Below are 23,336 nucleotides of genomic sequence, written 5' to 3' on the forward strand. Positions count from 1 at the left end.
ACAGCTGACGACCGCCACCTGTAGGGCCGAATTTATTCGGCCAAAGATGCGCAGCCGAACAACAGCCGAACAAGTTCGGCCCTACAACTTGAAGCTTGAAGCTTGTGGCTTGTGGCTTGTGGCTGCCGTTCTGGCGGTTTCACCTTTGCGTCAACTGCTTGTACAGCTGTGGCAGGCGGAATGGCAGCTGCTGGGGCTCCTTGATCAGGGTGTAGCCATTCGCGCCGAACATATAGGGCAGGTAATCACCCGCCTCGCTATCAATGGTGATGCAGAACGGCAGCAGCCCCTGACGGCGGGCCTCGAGGACCGCCTCGCGGGTGTCTTCGACGCCGTAACGACCCTCGTAGACATCCAGGTCATTGGGCTTGCCGTCGGTCACCAGCAACAGCAGCTTGCGTCGCTGCTTGCACTTGCCGAGCAGTTCGGTGGCCTGGCGGATGGCCGCGCCCATGCGGGTGTAGTAGCCCGGCTTGAGTGCCTGGATGCGCCCACGGGTTTCGTCGCCATAGGGCTGGCGGAAGCGTTTGAGCTCCTGCATCCGCACCTGATGGCGGCGCAACGAGGAGAAGCCGTACAAGGCGAACTCATCACCGACCGCCGACAGCGCCTCGCCAAACAGCAGCAGGCTATCGCTGATCACGTCGATGACCTTGTGCTCGTCATCCAGGTGCGCATCGGTGGACATCGACAGGTCGGCGAGCAGCAGGCAGGCCAGATCGCGGCGGTTCTGACGCTGCTCCATGAACAACCCACGCTCGGCGCACTGGCCATGCTGGCGCTCGACATGGAAATCCAGCCAGGCCTGCATGTCCAGTTCCGAACCCTGCGGCTGGCCGCGCAGCCACTGGCGATCGCTGCGCAGGTGCTCGAACTGACGGCGCAGCTTGCGCGCCAGCGGGCTCAGACGCAGCGGCAAGCCCAAAGGTTCGGAGCCGCGCGGCAACATCATCTGCAGGTTGACGAAATTTTCCTGCAGGCACTGTTTGCGATAGTCCCACTCCGGCAGCTTGATGCCTTCGCCCAGCGGAACATCGTCGACATCAGCCGGCGGCAGATCCAGGTGCAGCTTCAGCCCGCCGCCCTTGCGCATGCGCTGGCGCGACATGGCCATTTCATCGAGGTCCTCGGCCACGCGCGAGGCGTCCTCGTTTTCACTGTCGTCGCTCTGGCGATCCAGCTCGACGTGTTCGGTCCAACTGAACAGGTTCTCCAGACGAAACAGCATCAGGCCGCCCTTGCCGGAGTTTTCCTCGACGCGCTTGGCACGCTTGCGCATGCCCTTCTGCTCGGTGGCCGGCGCCTGCAGGTTGTTGTCCGGATCTTCATCGGCCAGCTCGGTGGCCTGTGGTACGCCAAGGTTTTCCGCTGGATACAGCCACATCGGCAACGGCCAGGGGGCGATTTCGCTGCGCGGGAATTGCTCGACACTGCCGGGTTCCCGCAACGCCTGACGCAGCGCACGCTCCAGCGCGCCTTCGGCTTTGGACAATGTATCGGGATCGGGACGCAGCAGCAGATGCGCCTCCACCAGACGTTCATAGCGTGGCCACATGGCCGGATATTGCTGGAGTAGCGACTGGGTCCAGCGCTGATTGTCGCGCGCCCAGTGACGCATCTCGCCCGCCTGCGCCGCAAGCAGCGCCAGCCAGCGATACAGATCCTGATTGAGTTCGGCCTCGGGATAGACCGCAAGGCTTTGTGGCAAACGCAGATTGCTCGCATCGCACCAGGCCACCGGCAATTGCTTGCAGGTCCCGGCAACCTGTTGCAGCAGGTTGCGCCGCAGCATCAGATCACGTGCATTGGCCGCTTCGACACCAATACCACTGGCGCCGCCCATGGCCCGAAACAGCACCGACAGCGGGCGCCGCATGCTCTCCAGCTCGACGCGTGCTTCGGGAAAATCCGGGTTCGCACGGCGGGTGATGAAGCGGTGCCAGACGCTACCGACCCACTCTTCGACTTCGATCGCAAAGGCCATGGCATTTACCCCTGTGCACCTCAAAACGGTGCGTTTCAAAACAGTGCAAAACAGAAACGGCCCGCTGGGTCAGCCGGGCCGTCACTTCACATCGCAACCCGACTCAGATTGCAGCGGAGGCTGGAACCGTATCGTCAGCGGTTACCCGTCCACGCTGCCTGAAGCTGTACAGGTAGCAGACCAGGCCGATCAGGAAGAACACCCCGGCAATCAGGCGCAGCCAGAAGAAGATCATCAGCTGATCAGTGGTATTCATGAACGACAGGGCGGCACCATCGGCAGGGATGCGCTGCAGCCAGATCTGGACGACGCCAGCGGCCGTCAGGAACAGTGTGATGGCAACCATCGACACAGTCATCAGCCAGAAGCCCCAGACCTCGATACGTTGCGCACGCGCATCCGGCGCTTCACCCAGGCCACGCAGACGCGGCATCGCGTAGCTGATCATGGTCATCACGATCATCGCGTAGGCACCGTAGAACGCCAGGTGGCCATGCGCTGCGGTCAGCTGCGAACCGTGGGTGTAGTAGTTCACCGGGGCCAGGGTGTGCATGAAGCCCCACACGCCAGCGCCGAAGAATGCCGTCACGGTAGTACCGATGGCCCACAGCGAAGCGGCCTTGTTCGGATGCTGACGACGACGGCGGTTCACCATGTTCAGCGAGAACAGCACCATGGCGAAGAACGGCAGCGGTTCCAGCGCGGAGAAGATCGAGCCCAGCCACAGCCAGACCACAGGCGCACCGATCCAGAAGAAGTGGTGGCCGGTACCGATGATGCCGGTGATCAGCGCCATGGCGATGATCACATAGAGCCACTTCTCGATCACTTCGCGGTCAACGCCGGTGATCTTGATCAGCACGAAGGCCAGCATCGAGCCCATGATCAGTTCCCACACGCCCTCGACCCACAGGTGCACCACGAACCACCAGTAATACTTGTCGCGCGACAGGTTTTCCGGGTTGTAGAAGGCGAACAGGAAGAACACCGCCAGGCCGATCAGACCGGTCATCATCACCGTGCTGATCACGGTCTTGCGACCTTTGAGCAGCGTCATGCCGATGTTGTAGAGGAAGCCCAGGGCCACCACCACGATACCGATCTTGGTGATTGTCGGCTGTTCGAGGAACTCTCGTCCCATGGTCGGCAACAAGTGGTTGCCAGTCATCTGCGCCAGAGCGGCGTAAGGCACCAGCAGGTAGCCGAGAATGGTCAGCACACCGGCTGCGGCAAACACCCAGAAGAGGATGATGGCCAGTTTCGGGCTGTGAAGTTCACGGTCCGCTTCCTCGGGAATGAGGTAATAGGCCGCGCCCATGAAGCCGAACAGCAACCAGACGATCAGCAGGTTGGTGTGAACCATCCGCGCTACGTTGAACGGGATCAGCGGGAACAGGAAGTCACCTACGATGTATTGCAAGCCCATGATCAGGCCGAACAGGACCTGCCCGACGAACAGAATCAAAGCAAACACGAAGTAGGGTTTGGCGACCGCCTGCGATTGGAACTTGAGATGCGGATTCATGATGCTCATCTCTTAGCCCTCCTTGTTTGGCGGCCAGTTGTTGGTATCGATCTTCGAAGTCCATTTGAGGAACTCCGCCAGATCATCCACTTCCTGCTCGCTCAGGTTGAACTGCGGCATTGCCCTGCGCCCTGGTACGCCCAGAGGCTGAGCCTTCATCCACGCCGCCAGGAAGGGCTTGAAGGCCGCATCCTCACCACGACGAACGAAGACATTACCCAGCTCCGGCGCGAAGTAGGCGCCTTCACCAAGCAGGCTGTGACAGCCGATGCAGTTGTTGTTTTCCCAGACTTCCTTGCCGCGCACTACCGCCTCGGTCAACTCCGAAGCGTTGGTGCGCTCTGGAAAAGTCTGCTCTGTGTGATAGGTCAGGCCCAGGAATACCAGGAAGAAGAAGATGCTTCCCCCAAAGTAAATATTCCTGGCCATTCCCTTGGTGAAGGTCTCGGACATGGTCGCCTCCTCATGGCTTGGCGTCGCCAGTTTAAGAAGGCAGCTATCTAAAACTGCTTGATGGTAATCAAGAACATCTGATCAAACAGGTCAGGTATTAAAGGGGGCTGCAACGGAGGCTGGGAGCGGCGAGAAATGGCGGGTGAAGGTCGCTTGTCATGTCCATACGGCCCGCGCGGCGGAGCGTTAAAACCTGATCACTCGGAAAGGCTTTTCGACTTCACCTTCGTTCGTCGGATCGGTGAAGCGCGATCCGACCTACGTCGAGGTTGGCAGACCGTAGCCTGGATTAGCCGCAGGCGTAATCCGGGTTTGCGAAGGCGTAACCCGACGGGCGAGGCGTAGGCCTATAGCGTGCCAGACCGTCTGCTCGTCGGATCGGTGAAGCGTAATCCGACCTACGTCGAGGTTGGCAGGCCGTAGTCTGGATTAGCCGCAGGCGTAATCCGGGTTTGCGAAGGCGTAACCCGACGGGCAAGGCGTCGACCTGTACGCACCAGACCCTCTGCCGTCGGATCGGCAAAGCGCGATCCGACCTACGTAAAGGTTGGCAGGCCGTAGCCTGGATTAGCCGCAGGCGTAATCCGGGTTTGCGAAGGCGTAACCCGACGGGCGAGGCGTCGGCCTATAGCGTGCCAGACCGTCTGCCGTCGGATCGGCAAAGCGCGATCCGACCTACCTCAAAGCAGCATCGCCAGCAGGATGCCGACCGCCATTACCATCGGCCAGGCAGACAGCAGCAACCGCCACATGAGAGGCGCGTGGCGCAGCTCCATGAAGCCGTCGGAGATCAGCCAGGCCTTGACCAGCGCAACCGCCAGCACGCTGACGGCCAGCAACAGGGTCGATCCGGAGCTGCCCAGGACAACAGTGGCGATGGAGAGCACCGCCAGAGCGAGCCAGCAGCCAATCAACACTTTCGAAGCGGACATCGCAACCTCGTCAGTTGAGTACATAAACCAGTGGGAACAGCAGCACCCAGACCATATCGACCATGTGCCAGTAGAGCACCCCGGACTCCATTCCGGCGTGATTCTGCGCGCTGTACGCGCGACGCCGGCAGAGTTCGGCCATCCAGCCGAGAATCACCATGCCCAGCAGCACATGCAGAAAGTGAAAGCCGGTCAGCAGCCAATACAGGGTAAAGAAGGTGTTGTGTTCCATGCCCAGCCCAAGGCTGGACAGGTGGCTGTATTCGTCGAGCTTGAGCACCACATAGACGCAGGACGTCAGCAACGCCGCCAGCAGCAGCCAGGCGGCGCGGCGCGACTGATCCATGCGCACCTGCTCCACCGCCAGCGCGGCGAACAGCCCCGAGGTCAACAGGCTGAGCGTCAGCGCCAGCCCTGTCGAGCTATCCAGCGCGGCGCGGCTTTGCGCGAACAACTCGGGATGCAGCAACTGGGTGACGGCGAAGGCGAGAATCAGGATCGCGAAGGCCGACAGCTCGACGAGAATGAAGAACCACATCGCCAGGTCGCCCGGCAGACGTCGGCTCACCCCGTTGGCGGCGTCAGCTGAAGTGGACATCGACGACATCCATCAGCGCGGCGACAGTTTGCGCATCATCAGACAGCGGCTCGGCGAGGCAGGCCATGCAGGCTTCACGCGGGCTCATGCCGGAGCGGATCATGCGCGCGGCAAAGATCAGCAGGCGGGTCGAGGCGACCTCTTCCAGATCGTGCTGTTCGAGACGGCGTAGCGCCTGCCCCAGCTTGACGATCTGCGCGGCCAGCTCGACATCCACCTGCGCCTCGTTGGCGACGATGCGCAGCTCCTCGGCAGCAGGCGGATAATCGAACCGCATGGCCACGAAACGCTGCCGGGTACTGGGTTTCATACCCTTGAGCAGGTTCTGGTAGCCGGGATTGTAGCTGACCACCAGCATGAAGCCCGGCGGCGCCTTGAGCGCCTCGCCGGTGCGCTCGATGAACAGCTCGCGACGGTCATCGGCCAGCGGGTGCAACACCACGGCGGTGTCCTGCCGCGCCTCCACCACCTCGTCTAGATAGCAGATGCCGCCCTCACGCACTGCACGGGTCAACGGACCATCCTGCCACCAGGTGCCCTGTGAGCCGATCAGATGGCGACCCACCAGGTCGGCGGCGGACAGGTCATCGTGACAGGCCACGGTATACAGCGGCAGATTCAGCCGATGTGCCATGTGCTGGACGAAACGGGTCTTGCCGCAACCTGTCGGCCCCTTGATCAGTACCGGCATGCCATGCCGCCAGGCCTGCTCGAACAGTACCTCCTCATTGCCCAGCGCTTGATAGAACGGCGCGTCAGACATGCCGACAAGGTTCTCGGGCGCATTCATTGGCAATACCTCACTGCAACGGTTGGTTAATTCGACTGCCGCCAAAGTACCCGTCACCGCATCCTCCCCTCAAGCCATCCGCTGGCGAAGCTTGATCACGGTCAAGCCCTGATCGAAATGCAAGCCACCCCGAATTCTCACCCCACGACACACACCCGAAAAAAGCATACGCATTCACGTCTTTTGACTGATTTTAGCTACACGTTTCATTCCATCCGCGACACTGCGTCACGCTTGGGGGGTCACGAAACCTCTCTTGATTGCCATCAAGCGCATTCGCCGGAGCCCTCTCTAGGATGGAAATCGCACACAACAAGAAACATCTAGGAACTGCCATACCGTCGTAACTAGCAGGAGCCGCCCTAAGCGCTCCAAAAAGGAGAGACACCCATGAGCAACGTTGGTAAACCCTTACTCGCTGGCCTGATCGCCGGCATCTCACTGCTTGGCCTGGCGGTCGCCCAGGCTGCCGCTCCCGACATGACGGCGGAAGAGAAAGAAGCCGCCAAGAAGATTTACTTCGAACGCTGCGCCGGTTGCCATGGCGTGCTGCGCAAGGGCGCCACCGGCAAGAACCTGGAGCCACACTGGGAAAAAACCGAAGGTGGTCAGAAAACCGAAGGCGGCACGCTCAAGCTGGGTACCACGCGCCTTGAAAACATCATTGCGTACGGTACCGAGGGCGGGATGGTCAACTATGACGACATCCTGACCAAGGAAGAAATCAACATGATGGCCCGTTATTTACAGCACGAGCCACCCGTTCCGCCAGAGTTCTCCCTGCAGGACATGAAAGACAGCTGGAACCTGATCGTTCCGCTTGAAGAGCGTGTAACCAAGCAGATGAACAAGGTCAACCTGAACAACGTGTTCGCAGTCACCCTGCGTGACGCGGGCAAGCTGGCCCTGATCGACGGTGATACCCACAAGATCTGGAAGATTCTGGAAAGTGGTTATGCCGTACACATCTCCCGTATGTCCGCATCCGGTCGTTATGTGTACACCACCGGACGTGACGGCCTGACCACCATCATTGACCTGTGGCCTGAAGAGCCGATGACCGTTGCAACGGTTCGCTTTGGTTCTGACATGCGCTCCGTTGACGTGTCCAAGTACAAGGGCTACGAAGACAAGTACCTGATTGGTGGTACCTATTGGCCGCCACAGTACGGCATTGTGGATGGTCTGACCCTGGAGCCAATCAAGGTTGTTTCCACCCGCGGCCAGACCGTGGACGGCGAATATCACCCTGAGCCACGTGTTGCCTCTATTGTTGCCAACCCGGTCAAGCCCGAGTGGGTCGTGAGTGTCAAGGAAACCGGACAGATTCTGCTGGTTGACTACACCGACCTCGACAACCTGAAAACCACTACGATTGCATCGTCCAAGTTCCTGCATGACGGCGGTTGGGATGCTTCAAAGCGTTACTTCCTGGTCGCGGCCAACGCCTCCAACCAGGTCGCTGCGGTTGACACCAAGACCGGCAAGCTGGCTGCCATCGTAGACACCGCCAAGATTCCTCACCCGGGTCGTGGTGCCAACTTTGTCCACCCTCAGTTTGGTCCAGTCTGGGCAACAGGTCACCTGGGTGACGATGTGGTTTCCCTGATCTCTACTCCTTCCGATGAGAAGAAGTTCAAGAAGCATGCGGAGCACAACTGGAAGGTGGTGCAAGAGCTGAAGATGCCGGGTGCGGGCAACCTGTTCGTCAAGACCCACCCGAAATCCACCAACTTCTGGGCCGATGCGCCGATGAACCCCGAGCGTGAAATTGCCGAGTCCGTTTATGTGTTCGACATGAACGACCTGAGCAAAGAACCTCGTGTACTGAACGTTGGCAAGGACTCCGGTCTGCCACAGGGCGCTGCAATTCGCCGTGCGGTACAGCCTGAGTTCAACCAAGCGGGTAACGAAGTGTGGATTTCCCTGTGGGGCGGCAAGGCTGACCAGTCCGCGGTTGTGGTTTATGACGACAAGACACTGAAGGTCAAGTCGGTCATTACCAGCCCGGAAGTGATCACCCCAACCGGCAAGTTCAACGTCTTCAACACCATGCATGACGTGTACTAACCGGCCCTGAGAGCCTGTCGGGCCTGACCACAGCGGCACAGCGTCAAGCCCGACAGTTCCCAGGTTACCTGCTAAGCCCCCTGCGCTACGGCGCAGGGGTCAGGCAAGGAACGAACCCCATGAAAGACCATGACAGCAACGAAACACCCAAAAAAACCAGTCGCCTTGCCTTCTTATGCCGGCCAAGTACGCACTACTCACTTGGCACACTACTCATCGCGGGTATTGCAGCAGGAGTGATTCTCTGGGGCGGCTTCAACACCGCCATGGAAGCCACCAATACGGAAACCTTCTGCATCTCCTGCCACGAGATGGGCGACAACGTCTATCCCGAATACAAGGAAACCATCCACTACGAAAACCGTACCGGCGTTCGCGCAACCTGCCCGGATTGCCACGTGCCCAGGGAGTGGACGCACAAGATGGTGCGCAAGATCGAGGCCTCCAAGGAAGTCTGGGGCAAGATCACCGGCACCATCAACACACCGGAGAAATTCGAGGCCAAACGCCTGACCCTGGCGCGCCGCGAATGGTCACGGATGGAGAAAAACGATTCACGCGAATGCCGCAACTGCCACAGCCTGGAAAGCATGAGTTCCGAAAAGCAGAAGCAGCGCGCACGCATGCAGCACAAGATGGCTGCCGAAGACAACATGACCTGCATCAACTGCCACAAGGGGATTGCTCACCACTTGCCTGAAGGCATGACCGAAGAAGACGAAGAGTGACCAGCCGTTCCAGGGCACTTCTAAAAACGTAGGCGAGGCAGCCAGCGCAAGGCGAAAACAGGCGAAAAAGCGCAGTTTACGAGTTGTAAATGAGCATTTTGAGCCTGTTTTCAACGCAGCGATGGCAACGCAGGTAGTTTTTAGAGGTGCCCTCCAGGCGGGCCAGCCAAGCATCGATGATGAGATGAGGAACCGAATATGAACAAGACCATGATGGCCAGTGCTGTCAGTGCCGTACTGGCCCTGGCCGCACACAACGCCCTGGCGGCCGCGCCCGCCGACTGGAGCGCCGTGCCCGCCGTCGAAACCGGCGTGTTCTACCCTGGCGTGTCGCCAGTCGAATGGATCACCAAAGGCACCGAACACGGCGGTGCGCGGGTTCTGCGCAGGGGTGAGACCTGCGCGGCCTGCCACTCCGAAGAGCTTGCCGAGATTGGCCAGAAGATCGTCAGCGGCAAGAAGATCGAGCCCGCACCGATTGCCGGCAAAGCTGCGTTCATCGCCACCACCGTCCAGGCCGCCCATGACGGCGAAAACCTCTACCTGCGCTTTACCTGGAAGCAGCCGGCGGCCTCCGGCAGCCCGGCGATGGACGAGCAGAACCCGGTCAAGATCGCCTACATGCTCGAAGCCGGCGACAAGGTTGAACTGGCCGCGCAGTCCGGCTGCTGGGCCAGCTGCCATGGCGACGCCCGCACCATGCCCGGCGCGGACGACAACAAGACCAAGTACGTCAAGGACGGTTCGCTGGCCAATGGCATCTACTACGACCTGAACCAGTGGCGTAGCGGCGAGAACAAGGCCTTCGACGGCTATGTCGCCGACCACCGCGAAATGGAAGGTGGCCAGGCGCTGGTGGGCGCCGAAGGCAAGCTCGACGGTGACACCTGGTCCGTGGTCTTCACCCGCAAGCTGGCCGGTGGCGAAGGCGATGTCAGCCTGACGCCGGGCAACACCTACAACTTCGGCTTCGCCATCCACGACGACAGCGCGACCGGTCGTTTCCACCATGTCTCGCTCGGCTACAAACTGGGCATCGACGCCGAAGGCGATATCACCGCCTCCAAGCTGTAACCAGGCGACCCCTGGTAGCGACATCGTGCGGGACCGGCGCAATGCCGGTCCCGCCCCACCTCGCCTGCAGAATTAGACGGAAGCGCCTTCGGCGATTCCATCCTGCGAGATTGCACGACGCCCCATATTTTGTAGCCTGGATTAGCCGAAGGCGTAATCCGGGTCTCCGCAGGCGTAATCCGACGAATCAAAGGCGTAATCCAACAATCCATGCCTGTCAGCTCAGCCTTTAACCTACCTGGCCGCTCGCCTGTCGGATCGGCCAAGCGTGACCCGGCCTACACGTAGCCTTGTCTTTATCCCCACGCCCGTGCGCCAGATTGTCGCGTCCGCCGTTGCGCCTGCAACGAGACGAGGCCCAGGTTGATTGCAGTCAAGGACGCGCCCTACCCCGCTGCCGCATTCTCAAGCCGTGGCCAACAGTTCCCGGATGCTGGGCAATTTACCGCCCTCGACCGTAACCATGATCAGGGACAAAAGGTTGCTTCGCCCAACCGGTAAATTTAACGTGCATGTTCCGGCAAAGTCATGTCGGGCACCCAGGGGCGGGCTTCAAGAACCCCCCACTTAGCCTTGAGGAAGTACCATGAAGAAGATTCTCATTCCATTGCTTGCCATGGGCGGCGCTTTGGTCCTGCAACCAGCCATGGCTCAGGACGGCGAAGCACTGTTCAAGAGCAAGCCTTGCGCAGCCTGCCACAACGTCGACATGAAGATGGTCGGCCCGGCGCTGAAGGAAGTCGCCGCCAAATACGCAGGCCAGGATGGTGCTGTCGATCTGCTCGCCGGCCACATCAAGAACGGCAGCCAGGGCGTCTGGGGTCCGATCCCGATGCCGCCAAACGCCGTAACCGAAGAAGAAGCCAAGACCCTCGCCGAGTGGGTTCTGAGCCTCAAGTAACGCAGTGTCCAGGAGGACGTCATGACAGTGTCCCGACACGCAGTATCACGTTTGGGGCTCGCCCTGGCGTCCTTCCTCCTGATTCCCGCCGCACTGGCCGGCAACCCGACCGCTGAACGCCAGACGCAACTCGAACACCTTCTCGTGCAGGACTGCGGTTCCTGCCACGGCCTGCGCATGACCGGCGGCCTCGGCCCCGCGATCACCCACGACGCACTGGCCGGCAAACCCCGCGACAGCCTGATCGCCACCGTTACCCACGGGCGCCCCGGCACCGCGATGCCCGGCTGGAATGCCCTGCTCGACGAGCAGGATATCGTCTGGCTGGTCGATCTTCTTCTCGAAGGATATCCAAAGCCATGATCCGTCCTTTCCTGCTGCTGGCCGCGGCCAGCCTGCTGTTCGGCTGCGCGCAGCAACCCCTGCGCGGCACCGGCGACCTGGGTGTGGTGGTGGAGCGCGCGACCGGCAGCCTGCAACTGATCGAGAGCAGCGGCATGACCAGCCTCGGACGCATCGAGGGCCTGGGCGACCTGTCCCATGCCTCGGTGGTGTTCTCCCGCGACCAGCGCTTCGCCTACGTCTTCGGTCGTGACGGCGGCCTGACCAAGGTCGACCTGTTGCACCAGCGCATCGACAAGCGGGTGATCCAGGGCGGCAACAGCATCGGCGGCGCCATCAGCCAGGACGGCACACTGATCGCCGTGGGCAACTACGAACCGGGCGGCGTCAAGGTATTCGACGCCGGGACGCTGGAACTGGTCGCCGACATTCCCGCCACCCCGCTGGCCGATGGCAGCCGCAACTCCCGCGTGGTCGGCGTCACCGACGTGCCGGGCCAGCGCTTCATCTACAGCCTGTTCGATACCGGCGAAACCTGGCTGCTGGACTTCAGCCAGGGCCACACGCCGCAGATCACCCGTTTCGAGAACATCGGCAACCAGCCCTACGATGCGCTGCTCACCCCCGAGGGTCGCTACTACATCGCCGGCCTGTTCGGCGAAGACGGCATGGCCAAGCTCGACCTCTGGCATCCCGAGCGTGGCATCGAGCGCATTCTCGACGGCTATGGTCGCGGCCAGCAGAAACTGCCGGTCTACAAGATGCCGCATCTGGAAGGCTGGACCGTGGCCGGCAACCAGACCTTCGTCCCCGCCGTCGGCCAGCACCGGGTACTGGTGATGGACAGCGAGAACTGGCAGCAGACCGCCGCCATCGACGTCGCCGGCCAGCCGATCTTCGTCATGGCGCGTCCCGATGCGCGGCAGATCTGGGTCAACTTCGCCCACCCGGACAACGGCAAGGTGCAGGTCATCGACAGTGAAACCCACGCAATCATCGCCACTCTGGAGCCGGGACCTGCGGTATTGCACATGGAATTCACCGCGCGTGGCGACCAGCTCTGGCTGTCGGTGCGCGACGGCGGCGAAATCCAGGCCTGGGACCCCTACACCCTGAAGCTGATCAAGCGCCTGCCGGCCCAGACGCCGAGTGGCATCTTCTTCAGCAGCCGCGCCCACGAGACGGGGTTATGACATGCAGCTCGACAACCTCAGCCGCCGCCTGATCGACCGTTTCCAGCATGGCATGCCGCTGTGCGCCGAACCCTACCGCGCCATGGCCGAAGCGCTGGAATGCAGTGAAGACGAGATTCTCGCCAGCCTCCGGCAACTGGAGCAAGGCGGAGGGCTTTCACGCATCGGGCCGGTGTTCGAGCACAGCCGCGCCGGCGCCAGCACCCTGGTGGCCCTCGCCGTGCCGCCCGCACGGATAGAAGCCGTGGCGGCCCGCATCAACAGCTTCCCCGAGGTCAACCACAACTACCTGCGCGAACACCACTACAACCTCTGGTTCGTCCTCACCGGGCCGGATCGTGCACATATCGACACCCTGCTGACACAGATCGAAGCGGAAACCGGCCTTGCGCCTCTGGATCTGCCCATGCGCCGCGCCTACCGCATCGACCTGGGTTTCCCCATCGGAGACGCGCCATGACCGCCCTTCTCGACGACCTGCAAGCCATGCACTTGCGGCGTCTGCTCGAAGCCGGCCTGCCACTGGCCGCCCGCCCTTACCAGGCACTGGCCGAACGCATCGGCGCCAGCGAACAGGCGGTGCTCGAACAGGTCCGCCACTGGAGCGAGGATGGCCTGTTCCGCCGCGTCGGTGTGGTACTCAAGCACCGCGCCATGGGCTTTCGCGCCAATGCCATGCTGGTCATGGACATTCCTGACGAACAGGTCGATGAAGTTGGTCGGCGCCTCGGCCAGGCTGCCGGCATCAACCTCTGCTACCAGCGCCCACGGCGCCTGCCGGACTGGCCCTACAACCTGTTCTGCATGGTGCATGGCCGTGAACGCGAACAGGTCTGCGAGCTGATCGAAGCCCTGCTGGCCGAACACCAGCTGAGCCATGTGCCGCACCAGTTGCTGTTCAGCACCCGCGCTTTCAAGCAGTGCGGTGGCCGCTACGCCCCATCCGCCGCTCGGGAGCTGGCCCATGGATGACCTCGACCGCCGCCTGATCAACCGCCTGCAGCATGGCCTGCCGCTGGTGCGCCAGCCCTGGCAAATGCTGGCGGCGGAGCTGGAAAGCGATTCGCAAACCCTGCGCGACCGTGTCCAGGCGCTGCTGGACGACGGCACCCTGACCCGCTTCGGGCCGATGTTCGATATCGAACGCCTCGGCGGCGCCTTCACCCTGGCCGCGCTGTCGGTGCCCGAAGAGCGCTTCGACGCGGTCGCTGCGCAGCTCGATGCGATGCCGGAAGTCGCCCACAACTATCGCCGCGAACATGCCTGGAACATGTGGTTCGTCCTTGGCTGCGCCACACCTGAAGGCATCGCCGAAGCCATCCAGCGCATCGAAGCGCAGACCGGCCTGCCGGTGCTCAACCTGCCCAAGGAGGAGACCTATCATGTCGGCCTGCACTTCCCGGTTTGATGGCCGGTTTGACGCCCGGTCCGATCTGTCCAGGCAACTGGTGGAACTCACCCAGGCCGGCCTGCCGCTGGTGGACGACCCCTGGGGCTGGATCGCCGAACGCCTGGGCATCAGCGTCGAGGCCACCCTCGAACTGCTCCAGGCGCTGCAGGGCGACGGCGCCATCCGCCGTATCGCTGCCGTACCCAATCACTACCGCTTGGGCTACCGGCACAACGGCATGACCGTCTGGGAAATCGATGACGCCGAGATCGCACGCCTCGGACCGCTGATCGGCAGCCAGCCCTTCGTCAGCCACTGCTATCGCCGGCCCCGCCGTGAAGGCTGGTACTACAACCTGTTCGCCATGGTCCACGGCCGCAACGCCGAGGAAATCGACGCCTACCGCGCCGAAATCCGCGCCCTGCTCGGTGACGCTTGCCGAGCGGATGAGATGCTGGTCAGCAGTCGCATCCTGAAAAAGACCGGCTTGCGCATCGCCGCCTCGGCAGCGCAACCCGCTCCGTAGACCGTAGCCTGGATTAGCCGAAGGCGTAATCCGGGTTTCCGAAAACGTAATCCGGCGCTCACGCGCCTGCTGACGAACAGAAGCCTCCGGGCCAGGCATGGCCCTGTAGGACCGAATTCATTCGGCCATAAATTCGCGCAAAAGGTCGAACACGTTTGACCCTGCAAGCCCCAAGGCCTTTTCCCATCGCCGGCACCGCGACCGGTTGCCCCACCCCCACGCTAGATCGGGCTTCCAGCCCATTCAGGGAGCCGCTGTCGCTCCTTTTTTGTTTCCAATCAAGGATCGGCCCGATTCGCTCGGAGATGCTGCGCCCATCGAAGACGCGAACCTGATGTGCCGTCGAGGAGAGCCGCCCATGTTGAGAATCAGCCATTACCTGCGCGCCCTGGCCCAGCCAAGCACTCGCGTACTGGGCGCTCGCAGTGCCGGCGGCACACGCCCGCCCGTGGTGATCTGGAATCTGCTGCGGCGCTGCAACCTGACCTGCAAGCACTGCTACGCCACCTCCGCCGACAGCGAGTTCCGCGACGAACTGGATACCGGCGAAGCGCTCAAGGTTATCGACGACCTGCATGACGCCGGTGTGCGCGTACTGATTCTGTCGGGCGGTGAGCCGCTGCTGCGCGACGATATCTTCCAGCTGTCCGATTACGCCCGCGACAAGGGCTTCTTCGTCGCCCTGTCCACCAACGGCACCCTGATCGACGAAAGCAACATCGAGCGCATCGCCGCCGCGCAGTTCGACTACGTCGGCATCAGCATCGACGGGCTGGAAGCGGTGCACGATGACTGGCGTCAGCTCAAGGGCAGCTTCAGTGCCTCCATGCATGCCATCGATCTGTGCCGTCAGCACGACATCCGCGTCGGCCTGCGCACCACGTTGACGCAGAACAACTACCCGCAGCTGCCAGCGCTGCTGGCCCTGATGCGCGAACACGACGTGCAGAAGTTCTATCTTTCGCACCTCAACTACAGCGGTCGGGGCAAGCGCAGCCGCAAGGCCGACGCCCATCACCAGATGACCCGCGACGCCATGCGCCAGCTGTTCGAGCAGGCCTGGGACGATGTGCAGAACGGTCGCGAAACCGATTTCGTCAGCGGCAACAACGATGCCGACGCCATCCTGCTGCTGCAGTGGGTCGAAGAACGCCTGCCGCAATACCGCGAGCGCCTGGAACAGATGTTGCGTGCCTGGGGTGGCAATGCCTCGGGCAACGGCATCGCCAATATCGACAACATCGGCGATGTACATCCCGACACCTACTGGTGGCAGCACACCGTGGGCAACGTGCGCCGTCAGAGTTTTCGCGAACTGTGGCTGGACAAGCCCGAGCCGCTGCTGGACGAGCTGCGTCAGCACCCGCGCGCAGTGGGTGGGCGCTGCGCCGAGTGCCGCTGGCTGGCCATCTGCAACGGCAATACACGCACCCGCGCCTGGGCCGAAGGCAACCTCTGGGGGGAAGACCCCGGCTGTTACCTCAGCGACGAGGAAATCGGTCTGCCAACACCCGCACGTATCCCAAGCGTTGAAATCAGCGCCCTCTAGAACAGCAGCACCCAGCGGTCGACAGAACCGTATAGAGCCAAGCGCAAAACCGTCAGCCTCGATGAGAATTCAGGAGCACCGCATGGACCAGCCAATCACACTCCCCGCGTCATTGAGTGCCTCGTTCGCCGCTGGCGAAGTCGCTCTGGTCGGTGCCGGCCCCGGCGATCCGGGCCTGCTGACCCTGCGCGCCTGGAGCCTGCTGCAACAGGCCGACGCCGTGGTCTACGACCGCCTGGTCAGCGACGACCTCATGAACCTGCTGCCAGCCATCTGCGCCCGGCATTACGTGGGCAAGACCAGCGGCTACCACAGCCTGCCGCAACCACAGATCAATCAACTGCTGGTCGATCTGGCGAAGCAGAACCTGCGCGTGGTGCGCCTCAAGGGCGGCGATCCGTTCATCTTTGGTCGCGGCGCCGAGGAAATCGAATACCTGCTGCAGAACGGCATCGACTGCCAGGTAGTGCCAGGCGTGACCGCGGCAGCCGGTTGCAGTGCCTATGCCGGTATTCCCCTGACCCACCGCGACCTGGCCCATTCCTGCCAGTTCATCACCGGCCACCTGCAGGAAGACGGCGCCCTGTTGCTGCCCTGGAACAGCCTGGTCGAGGGCAAACAGACCCTGGTGTTCTACATGGGCCTTGGCAGCCTCAACGAAATTTCCCGCAACCTGATCGCCGCAGGGCTCGCGCCGCAAACGCCCGCCGCACTCATCGGCAACGGCACCCGCGCCGAGCAGCAGGTGGTGCGCTGCACGCTCAAGGAACTGCCGAACATGGCCCGCGAACAGCAGTTGAAAGCTCCGACCCTGACGGTGATCGGCAAGGTCGTCGGCCTCTTTGCCGATGAGCAGCTGGAATACCCGGCACGCCTGCGCGCCGAGGCCAGTCCAGCGGCTGCCGAGGAGCAAGTGTCATGAAGCGAACACTCCCACTGACCCTGTTGATCCTGTGCGGCAGCCTGCAGGCCGCGCCGCAGGCAGTCACACTGGAACAGGCCGCAAGCCTCTACGAACAGCACTGCCAGAGCTGCCACGGCGTCAATCGCCTGGGCGGCGCCGGCCCCGCGCTGCTGCCGGAAAGCCTCAGTCGGATCAAGCCCGACGAAGCACGCCAGGTCATCCGCGATGGCCGCCCGGCCAGCCAGATGATGGCCTACACGCACCTGCTCGACGACGCACAGATCGACGGACTGGTCAGCTACCTCTACCAGCCCTCCGCAACGCCACCGACCTGGAGCGATGCCGACCTTCGCGCCAGCCACCGCATCCTCACCGATGTGGCCACGCTACCGACAAGCCCGCAGCATGGTGCCGACCCGCTCAACCTGTTCGTCGTGGTGGAGGCCGGCAATCATCATGTGCGCATCCTCGACGGCGAACACTTCGAGGAGCTGGCCAAATTCCAGTCGCATTTCGCCCTACACGGCGGGCCGAAATTCTCCCCCGACGGGCGCTTCGTCTACTTCGCCTCCCGCGACGGCTGGGTCAGCGTCTACGACCTGCACAACCTGAAGATGATCGCCGAAGTCCGCGCCGGCCTGAACACCCGCAACATGGCGATCAGCAACGATGGCCGCTGGGCGCTGGTAGGCAACTACCTGCCGGGCGAACTGGTGGTACTCGATGCCCGCGACCTGTCGCTGGTCAAGCGCATCCCGGCCACCGGGCTGGACGGCACCCCTTCAAGGGTCAGCGCCGTCTACACCGCGCCGCCACGCGACAGCTTCGTAGTCGCCCTGAAGGACGTGCAGGAAGCCTGGGAACTGTCCTACGCCGGCGAGCCGACCTTCGAGCCACGCCGCATCCAGGCGGCGGACTTCCTCGACGACTTCTCCTTCACCCCCGACTACCGCCATCTGCTCGCCACCTCGCGCAAGGCCCACGGCGGCCAGGTGATCGACCTGGACACCGGCAAGGCCGTCACCGACATCCCGCTGCCGGGCATGCCGCACCTGGGCTCGGGCATCTACTGGAAACGCGATGGCAAGTGGGTCTTCGCCACGCCCAACGTCAGCCAGGGACTGATCTCGGTGCTGGACATGCAGGACTGGTCGCTGATCAAGGAAATCCCCACCGAAGGGCCGGGCTTCTTCATGCGCAGCCACGAAAATTCGAAGTACGCCTGGACCGACGTGTTCTTCGGCCCCAACAACGACGCCATCCACCTGATCGACAAACAAACCCTGGAAGTCGCCCACACCCTGCGCCCGATGCCCGGCAAGAACGCCGCCCACGTAGAGTTCACCCGCGACGGCAAACACCTGCTGCTCAGCGTCTGGGACACCGATGGCGCGCTGCTGGTGATCGAGGCCGACACCCTGAAGGAAATCAAACGCATCCCGATGAACAAGCCTTCAGGCAAGTACAACGTCGGCAACAAGATCGAATTCGCGGAGGGCACATCGCACTAGCCGATAGGTTGGATTACGCCCCGTATCGTCGGATTACGCCTTCGGCTAATTCGACCTACGAATCAGGTTTCGCAGGTCGGGTCACGCTTCACCGACCCGACGGGCGGAGTCAAAGTCATTCGCCGGACTACGCTCCGCCTCGTCGGATTACGCCTTCAGCTAATTCGACCTACGAACGACAGGTTTCGTAGGTCGGGTCACGCTTCATCGACCCGACGGGCGGAGTCAGGGTCATTTCACCGGACTACGCTTCGCTGACTGGCACAATCCAATAAGACGTGCGCTTCCGACAAGCTGTAGCTACAATTGTAGCCACATCACGAAAAGGAGCCCCATCATGGCCACTACCGCCGATACCGTTGTCCGCGCACGGATCGATAGCGCTACCAAAGAAGCCGCTGCCCGGCGCTTGTCAGAGTCCGGCCTGAGCATCTCAGAGGCCATCCGTCTGATGATGACTCAGATCGCAGCCGGTCAGGATCTACCCTACGACCGCACTCCGAACAAAGCCACCACCACCGCCATGGCCGAGCTGATGAATGGCAAGGGCAAAAAGGTCGCATCCATTGACGCACTGTTTGATGAACTGGGGAGTTGATGCTTGTACCTGTATTGTCCAGCGCCTTCAAAAAAGACTTCAAACTGGCACAGAAGCGCGGCAAGGACATGGGCAAGCTGAAAACGCTGCTCAACTTGCTGGTCAATCGTGAACCATTGCCAAGCAGCTACCTTGATCATCCGCTGAAAACAACTGGAAAGGCTTCCGCGATGCACACATCGAACCCGACTGGTTGCTGATTTATCGAGTAGAGGGTGATGAGCTACAGCTAGCCAGAACAGGAACACACGCCGATATTTTCAATAAATAGTTTCGTAGGTCGGGGCACGCTTCATCGACCCGACGGGCGGAGTCAGGGTCATTCGCCGGTGCTCCGCCCCGCCGGTTTACGCCTGCGGCTAATTCGACCTACGAACGACGGGCTTTGTGGTATCAGCGGCGCAGGCGATACCACGGTGTCAGAATCTGGCGAACTGCAGATAACTGACGGTGATCTGCTCACCCCAGAGCAAGGCAACCCAGCCGGCAATGGCCAGATAAGGCCCGAAGGGAATCGGTGTGCCGCTCTCGGCCTTGCGCATACGCAGCATGATGGTGCCCAGCACCGCGCCGACCAGTGAGGACAGCAGAATGGTCAGCGGCAGCACCTGCCAGCCGCCCCAGGCGCCGAGCATGGCCAGCAGCTTGAAGTCGCCATAACCCATGCCTTCCTTGCCGGTCACCAGCTTGAACAGCCAGTACACCGACCACAGACTCAGATAGCCCGCCACCGCGCCCCACAACGCATCCGCGAGGGACACGAACAGGCCGAAGCTGTTGACGATCAACCCCAGCCACAGCAACGGCAGCACCAGCGAATCCGGCAGCAATTGATGATCGACGTCGATCATGCTCATCGCCAGCAGCCCCCAGGTCAGCAACAGCATCGCGCCGGCCTGCCAGGTGAAACCGAAATGCCAGGCGACGTAACCCGAGAGCAGCCCACACGCCAGCTCCACCAGCGGGTAGCGCCTGCTGATCGGCGCCTTGCACGCCGAGCACTTGCCACGCAACGCCAGCCAGCTCACCAGTGGAATATTCTCCCAGGCACGAATCCGGTGATCGCAATGCGGGCAGCGTGAATGCGGCAGAAACAGATTGAACATCGCCGCGTCAGGCTCGGCAGGCAACTCCAGAAACTCCCGCGCCTGGGATTGCCACTCCCGCTGCATCATGATCGGCAATCGATAAATGACCACATTGAGAAAACTGCCCACCAGCAGCCCCAGCACCAGCGCGCACAAAACAAAGGCCAGCGTGTTGCTGGCCAGAACTTGAAAGATCATCGAGTTATCCGACCACGCTGCCGAGCTGGAAGATGGGCAGGTACATCGCAATGATCAGGCCACCCACCAGCACACCCAGCACCGCCATGATCAGCGGCTCCATCAGCGTCGTCAGGTTATCCACCATATTGTCCACTTCGTCCTCGTAGAAGCCGGCGACCTTGTCCAGCATCTCGTCCAGCGAACCGGACTCCTCGCCAATGGCCGTCATCTGGATCGCCATCGAAGGAAATACATTGGTGGTGCGCATCGAGAAGTTCAGCTGCACACCAGAGGATACATCGTTGCGAATCTTCGCCACCGCATTGCGGAACACCACGTTGCCGGTCGCCCCCGCTACCGAGTCCAGCGCATCCACCAGCGGCACACCCGCCGCAAAGGTCGTGGACAAGGTACGTGCATAACGCGCCACCACCGCCTTGTAGAGAATGTCGCCAACAATAGGCGCCTTCAGCAGCATCCTGTCGAGCGCATCACGAAACTTCTCCGAGCGTTTGTAACTGTGCTTGAACAGGAATGCCGCCACGAACAGCCCCAGAAGCACCAGATACCACCACTCCTGCAGCCAGCGCGAAAGCCCGACCACCATTTGCGTAAACGCTGGCAGTTCGGCCCCAAAGCCTTGGAACACACTCTCGAACTGCGGCACCACCTTGATCAGCAGGATCGCCGAAACAATGATCGCCACCACGATGACCGCAATCGGGTAGGTCATCGCCTTCTTGATCTTGGCCTTGAGCTGCTCGGTTTTTTCCTTATACGTGGCAATCCGATCCAGCAACGTTTCCAGCGCACCGGACTGCTCGCCGGACTCCACCAGGTTGCAATACAGGTCATCGAAATATTGCGGCTTCTTGCGCAGCGAACCGGCGAAGCTGTTACCGGCGGCCACCTCCTGCTTCACCTCATCCACCAGCTTGCGCATGTTCGGATTGTCGAAGCCCTCGCCGATGATGTCGAACGACTGCAGCAACGGCACGCCAGCCTTCATCATGGTCGCCATCTGCCGGGTGAACAGCGCGATATCCATCGGCTTGATCTTCTTGCCGGAACTGAACAGCGAGACGGCCTTCTTGCGCACCTTCAGCGGATTGATACCCTGCTTGCGCAGTTGCGCCTTGATCAGCGCCGGGCTCTGACCGGACAGCTCACCCTTGATCTTGCTGCCTTTGCGATCAGTCCCTTCCCAGGTGAACACACTGGTTTTCAACGCTTTTTCCGCCATCGGTTAATCCTTGGTCACGCGGTTGACTTCTTCCAGGCTGGTGATGCCATGCATGGCTTTGACCAGACCCGAAAGGCGCAAATCATTGAAGCCATCTTTGCGCGCCTGCTGGGCGATATCGATGGAGTTTCCTTCCTCCATGATAAGCCGCTGCAGAGCCGGCGTGATTTTAACCACTTCATAAATACCGACACGGCCTTTGTAACCACCGTTGCAATTATCACAACCCACCGGGCCATAAAGCTGAAAGGTACCGATCTTGTCTTCCGGGAAGCCTTCCTTGAGCAAGGCATCGCGCGGCACCTCGACTTCCTTCTTGCAGCCTGGGCAGAGCTTGCGCGCCAGGCGCTGGGCGATGATCAGGTTCACCGAGGTGGCGATATTGAACGCAGGCACACCCATGTTGCGCAGACGCGTCAGGGTTTCCGCGGCGCTGTTGGTGTGCAGCGTACTCATCACCATGTGGCCAGTCTGCGCCGCCTTGATGGCGATCTCGGCGGTTTCCAGGTCGCGGATCTCCCCCACCATGATGATGTCCGGGTCCTGGCGCAGGAAGGCGCGCAACGCCTGGGCGAAATCCATGCCCTGGCGCGGGTTGACGTTGACCTGGTTGATGCCCTCCAGGTTGATCTCCACCGGGTCTTCGGCGGTGGAAATGTTCACATCGATGGTATTGAGGATATTCAGGCCCGTGTACAGCGAAACCGTCTTGCCCGAACCCGTCGGCCCGGTCACCAAGATCATCCCCTGCGGCTGCTTCAGCGCCTCCAGGTACAGCTGCTTCTGCTCTTCCTCATAGCCCAGCGCATCGATGCCCATCTTCGCGCTGGATGAGTCGAGAATCCGCATCACGATCTTCTCGCCCCACAGCGTCGGCAGGCTGTTGACGCGAAAATCGATGGACTTGTTCTTCGACACCTTCATCTTGATGCGGCCATCCTGCGGCTTGCGCCGCTCGGCGATATCCAGCGCCGCCATCACCTTCAGGCGTGCGGAGATACGGCTGACCAGTTGCACCGGCGGTCGCGCCACCTCGTGCAGCACACCGTCGGTACGGAACCGCACCCGGTAGGATTTCTCGTAGGGCTCGAAGTGCAGGTCCGACGAGCCACGCTTGATCGCATCGAGCAGCATCTTGTTGACGAAGCGCACCACCGGCGCATCGTCAGCCTCGTTGTGCTCGCTCTCATCTTCAGTGGAGCCGCCACTGATCTCCACATTCAGATCGTCCAGATCCGAATCGCTCAGCCCGTCCAGCGCCGTAGCGGCGGACTCGAAAAACTTGTCGATGGCCTGGCCCAGCTTGTCATCCTCGACCAGCACCGCCTCGACATTGAGCCCGGTATTGAACTGGATATCGCTGACCGCCAGATGATTGGTCGGATCGGACACCGCAACGTAGAGCTTGTTGCCGCGCCGCTGCAACGGCAGCACCCGATGCTGGCGCACCAGTTTCTCGCTGATCAGATCCTGCGGCTGGGTATCCTTGTCTATGCTCGCGAGATCGAAATAGGGCACCCCAAACTGCTCGCCCGCCAGCTCCACCACAGCGCGGCTCTTGGCCAGCTTGTTCTGCACCAGCCAGGTCACCAGCGGCAACTGGTTACGCTGCGCCTGTTGTTGCGCCTGCTGTGCCGTTTTTTCATCAAGCTGGCCGGCCTGCACCAGTTGCCGGGCCAGGCCACCGAGAGGAGCGTTCTCGTTCATCGAACTCTCTTTATATAAGGCTGGAAGATCGCAGCCTTATAACGCAGTTC

Annotated in this window: 23 protein-coding genes and 1 pseudogene; 15 read left to right on the forward strand and 9 right to left on the reverse strand. The window is 61.5% G+C overall.

What is annotated here, in order from left to right; genetic code table 11:
• Positions 1-139: 139 nt before the first annotated feature.
• The 6 genes from ACYCFC_RS13165 to ACYCFC_RS13190 form a co-directional block, all read right to left on the reverse strand.
• A complete protein-coding gene (locus ACYCFC_RS13165) occupies positions 140-1,984 on the reverse strand; it encodes a VWA domain-containing protein (RefSeq protein WP_459651863.1) in 1,845 nt (614 codons plus the stop codon).
• A gap of 103 nt (positions 1,985-2,087) precedes the next feature.
• Positions 2,088-3,518, reverse strand: a complete 1,431-nt coding sequence (locus ACYCFC_RS13170; RefSeq protein WP_181083012.1) for a cbb3-type cytochrome c oxidase subunit I — start codon at positions 3,516-3,518, stop codon at positions 2,088-2,090.
• Between the two features lie 3 nt (positions 3,519-3,521).
• Positions 3,522-3,962 (reverse strand): c-type cytochrome, encoded by a 441-nt coding sequence (locus tag ACYCFC_RS13175; protein WP_037023739.1) that lies wholly within the window; start codon positions 3,960-3,962, stop codon positions 3,522-3,524.
• Between the two features lie 680 nt (positions 3,963-4,642).
• Entirely contained in the window at positions 4,643-4,894 is a 252-nt protein-coding gene (locus ACYCFC_RS13180) for a cytochrome C oxidase subunit IV family protein (protein ID WP_181083011.1), read from the reverse strand.
• Between the two features lie 10 nt (positions 4,895-4,904).
• On the reverse strand, positions 4,905-5,492 hold the full coding sequence (locus tag ACYCFC_RS13185; protein WP_181083010.1) for a cytochrome c oxidase subunit 3: 588 nt from the start codon (positions 5,490-5,492) through the stop codon (positions 4,905-4,907).
• Positions 5,476-6,282, reverse strand: a complete 807-nt coding sequence (locus ACYCFC_RS13190) for an AAA family ATPase (protein WP_459651864.1) — start codon at positions 6,280-6,282, stop codon at positions 5,476-5,478. Before ACYCFC_RS13190 ends, ACYCFC_RS13185 begins: the two co-directional genes overlap by 17 nt.
• Positions 6,283-6,672: 390 nt before the next feature.
• On the opposite strand from ACYCFC_RS13190, the gene ACYCFC_RS13195 reads away from it, so the two are divergent.
• From ACYCFC_RS13195 to ACYCFC_RS13265, 15 genes and pseudogenes are all read left to right on the forward strand, one after another.
• Positions 6,673-8,352 (forward strand): cytochrome D1 domain-containing protein, encoded by a 1,680-nt coding sequence (locus ACYCFC_RS13195; protein ID WP_181083009.1) that lies wholly within the window; start codon positions 6,673-6,675, stop codon positions 8,350-8,352.
• 119 nt (positions 8,353-8,471) lie between these two features.
• Positions 8,472-9,080: a NapC/NirT family cytochrome c gene (locus ACYCFC_RS13200; RefSeq protein WP_459651865.1), complete on the forward strand. Its 609-nt coding sequence runs from the start codon at positions 8,472-8,474 to the stop codon at positions 9,078-9,080.
• 198 nt (positions 9,081-9,278) lie between these two features.
• Positions 9,279-10,154 carry an ethylbenzene dehydrogenase-related protein gene (locus ACYCFC_RS13205; protein WP_181083007.1) on the forward strand — a complete coding sequence of 292 codons (876 nt, stop codon included), beginning with the start codon at positions 9,279-9,281 and terminating at the stop codon, positions 10,152-10,154.
• A 586-nt stretch (positions 10,155-10,740) separates the two neighbouring features.
• The gene (locus tag ACYCFC_RS13210) at positions 10,741-11,055 is read left to right on the forward strand and encodes a c-type cytochrome (RefSeq protein ID WP_181083006.1); all 315 of its coding nucleotides are present in this window, start codon (positions 10,741-10,743) and stop codon (positions 11,053-11,055) included.
• 21 nt (positions 11,056-11,076) lie between these two features.
• Positions 11,077-11,418, forward strand: coding sequence for a c-type cytochrome (locus ACYCFC_RS13215; protein ID WP_459651866.1), 342 nt, complete (start codon positions 11,077-11,079; stop codon positions 11,416-11,418).
• A complete protein-coding gene (locus ACYCFC_RS13220) occupies positions 11,415-12,590 on the forward strand; it encodes a cytochrome D1 domain-containing protein (RefSeq protein ID WP_459651867.1) in 1,176 nt (391 codons plus the stop codon). The genes ACYCFC_RS13215 and ACYCFC_RS13220 overlap by 4 nt, the downstream gene beginning before the upstream one ends.
• A gap of 1 nt (position 12,591) precedes the next feature.
• Positions 12,592-13,050 (forward strand): Lrp/AsnC family transcriptional regulator, encoded by a 459-nt coding sequence (locus ACYCFC_RS13225; RefSeq protein WP_459651868.1) that lies wholly within the window; start codon positions 12,592-12,594, stop codon positions 13,048-13,050.
• Positions 13,047-13,562: a siroheme decarboxylase subunit beta gene (gene ahbB, locus ACYCFC_RS13230; RefSeq protein WP_459651869.1), complete on the forward strand. Its 516-nt coding sequence runs from the start codon at positions 13,047-13,049 to the stop codon at positions 13,560-13,562. The genes ACYCFC_RS13225 and ahbB (ACYCFC_RS13230) overlap by 4 nt, the downstream gene beginning before the upstream one ends.
• Entirely contained in the window at positions 13,555-13,998 is a 444-nt protein-coding gene (locus ACYCFC_RS13235; RefSeq protein WP_181083001.1) for an Lrp/AsnC family transcriptional regulator, read from the forward strand. The genes ahbB (ACYCFC_RS13230) and ACYCFC_RS13235 overlap by 8 nt, the downstream gene beginning before the upstream one ends.
• Positions 13,973-14,506: a siroheme decarboxylase subunit beta gene (gene ahbB / locus ACYCFC_RS13240; RefSeq protein ID WP_459651870.1), complete on the forward strand. Its 534-nt coding sequence runs from the start codon at positions 13,973-13,975 to the stop codon at positions 14,504-14,506. The genes ACYCFC_RS13235 and ahbB (ACYCFC_RS13240) overlap by 26 nt, the downstream gene beginning before the upstream one ends.
• Before the next feature lie 358 nt (positions 14,507-14,864).
• The gene (gene nirJ, locus ACYCFC_RS13245) at positions 14,865-16,055 is read left to right on the forward strand and encodes a heme d1 biosynthesis radical SAM protein NirJ (protein ID WP_181082999.1); all 1,191 of its coding nucleotides are present in this window, start codon (positions 14,865-14,867) and stop codon (positions 16,053-16,055) included.
• Between the two features lie 82 nt (positions 16,056-16,137).
• Positions 16,138-16,977: a uroporphyrinogen-III C-methyltransferase gene (gene cobA, locus ACYCFC_RS13250; RefSeq protein WP_459651871.1), complete on the forward strand. Its 840-nt coding sequence runs from the start codon at positions 16,138-16,140 to the stop codon at positions 16,975-16,977.
• The gene (locus ACYCFC_RS13255; protein WP_181082997.1) at positions 16,974-18,470 is read left to right on the forward strand and encodes a nitrite reductase; all 1,497 of its coding nucleotides are present in this window, start codon (positions 16,974-16,976) and stop codon (positions 18,468-18,470) included. Before cobA ends, ACYCFC_RS13255 begins: the two co-directional genes overlap by 4 nt.
• Positions 18,471-18,807: 337 nt before the next feature.
• Positions 18,808-19,068 (forward strand): type II toxin-antitoxin system RelB/DinJ family antitoxin, encoded by a 261-nt coding sequence (locus tag ACYCFC_RS13260; RefSeq protein WP_181082996.1) that lies wholly within the window; start codon positions 18,808-18,810, stop codon positions 19,066-19,068.
• Positions 19,069-19,136: 68 nt separating this feature from the next.
• Positions 19,137-19,339: pseudogene (locus ACYCFC_RS13265) on the forward strand (type II toxin-antitoxin system YafQ family toxin).
• Positions 19,340-19,487: 148 nt separating this feature from the next.
• Here ACYCFC_RS13265 and ACYCFC_RS13270 read toward each other — a convergent pair.
• The 3 genes from ACYCFC_RS13270 to pilB are packed head-to-tail and all read right to left on the reverse strand — an operon-like array spanning position 19,488 to position 23,286.
• Positions 19,488-20,354, reverse strand: coding sequence for a prepilin peptidase (locus ACYCFC_RS13270; protein ID WP_181082995.1), 867 nt, complete (start codon positions 20,352-20,354; stop codon positions 19,488-19,490).
• Between the two features lie 4 nt (positions 20,355-20,358).
• On the reverse strand, positions 20,359-21,579 hold the full coding sequence (locus ACYCFC_RS13275) for a type II secretion system F family protein (protein ID WP_459651872.1): 1,221 nt from the start codon (positions 21,577-21,579) through the stop codon (positions 20,359-20,361).
• 3 nt (positions 21,580-21,582) lie between these two features.
• Positions 21,583-23,286 (reverse strand): type IV-A pilus assembly ATPase PilB, encoded by a 1,704-nt coding sequence (gene pilB / locus ACYCFC_RS13280; RefSeq protein WP_459651873.1) that lies wholly within the window; start codon positions 23,284-23,286, stop codon positions 21,583-21,585.
• Positions 23,287-23,336: the final 50 nt, after the last annotated feature.

The organism is Stutzerimonas sp. NM35 (genome assembly GCF_054604355.1).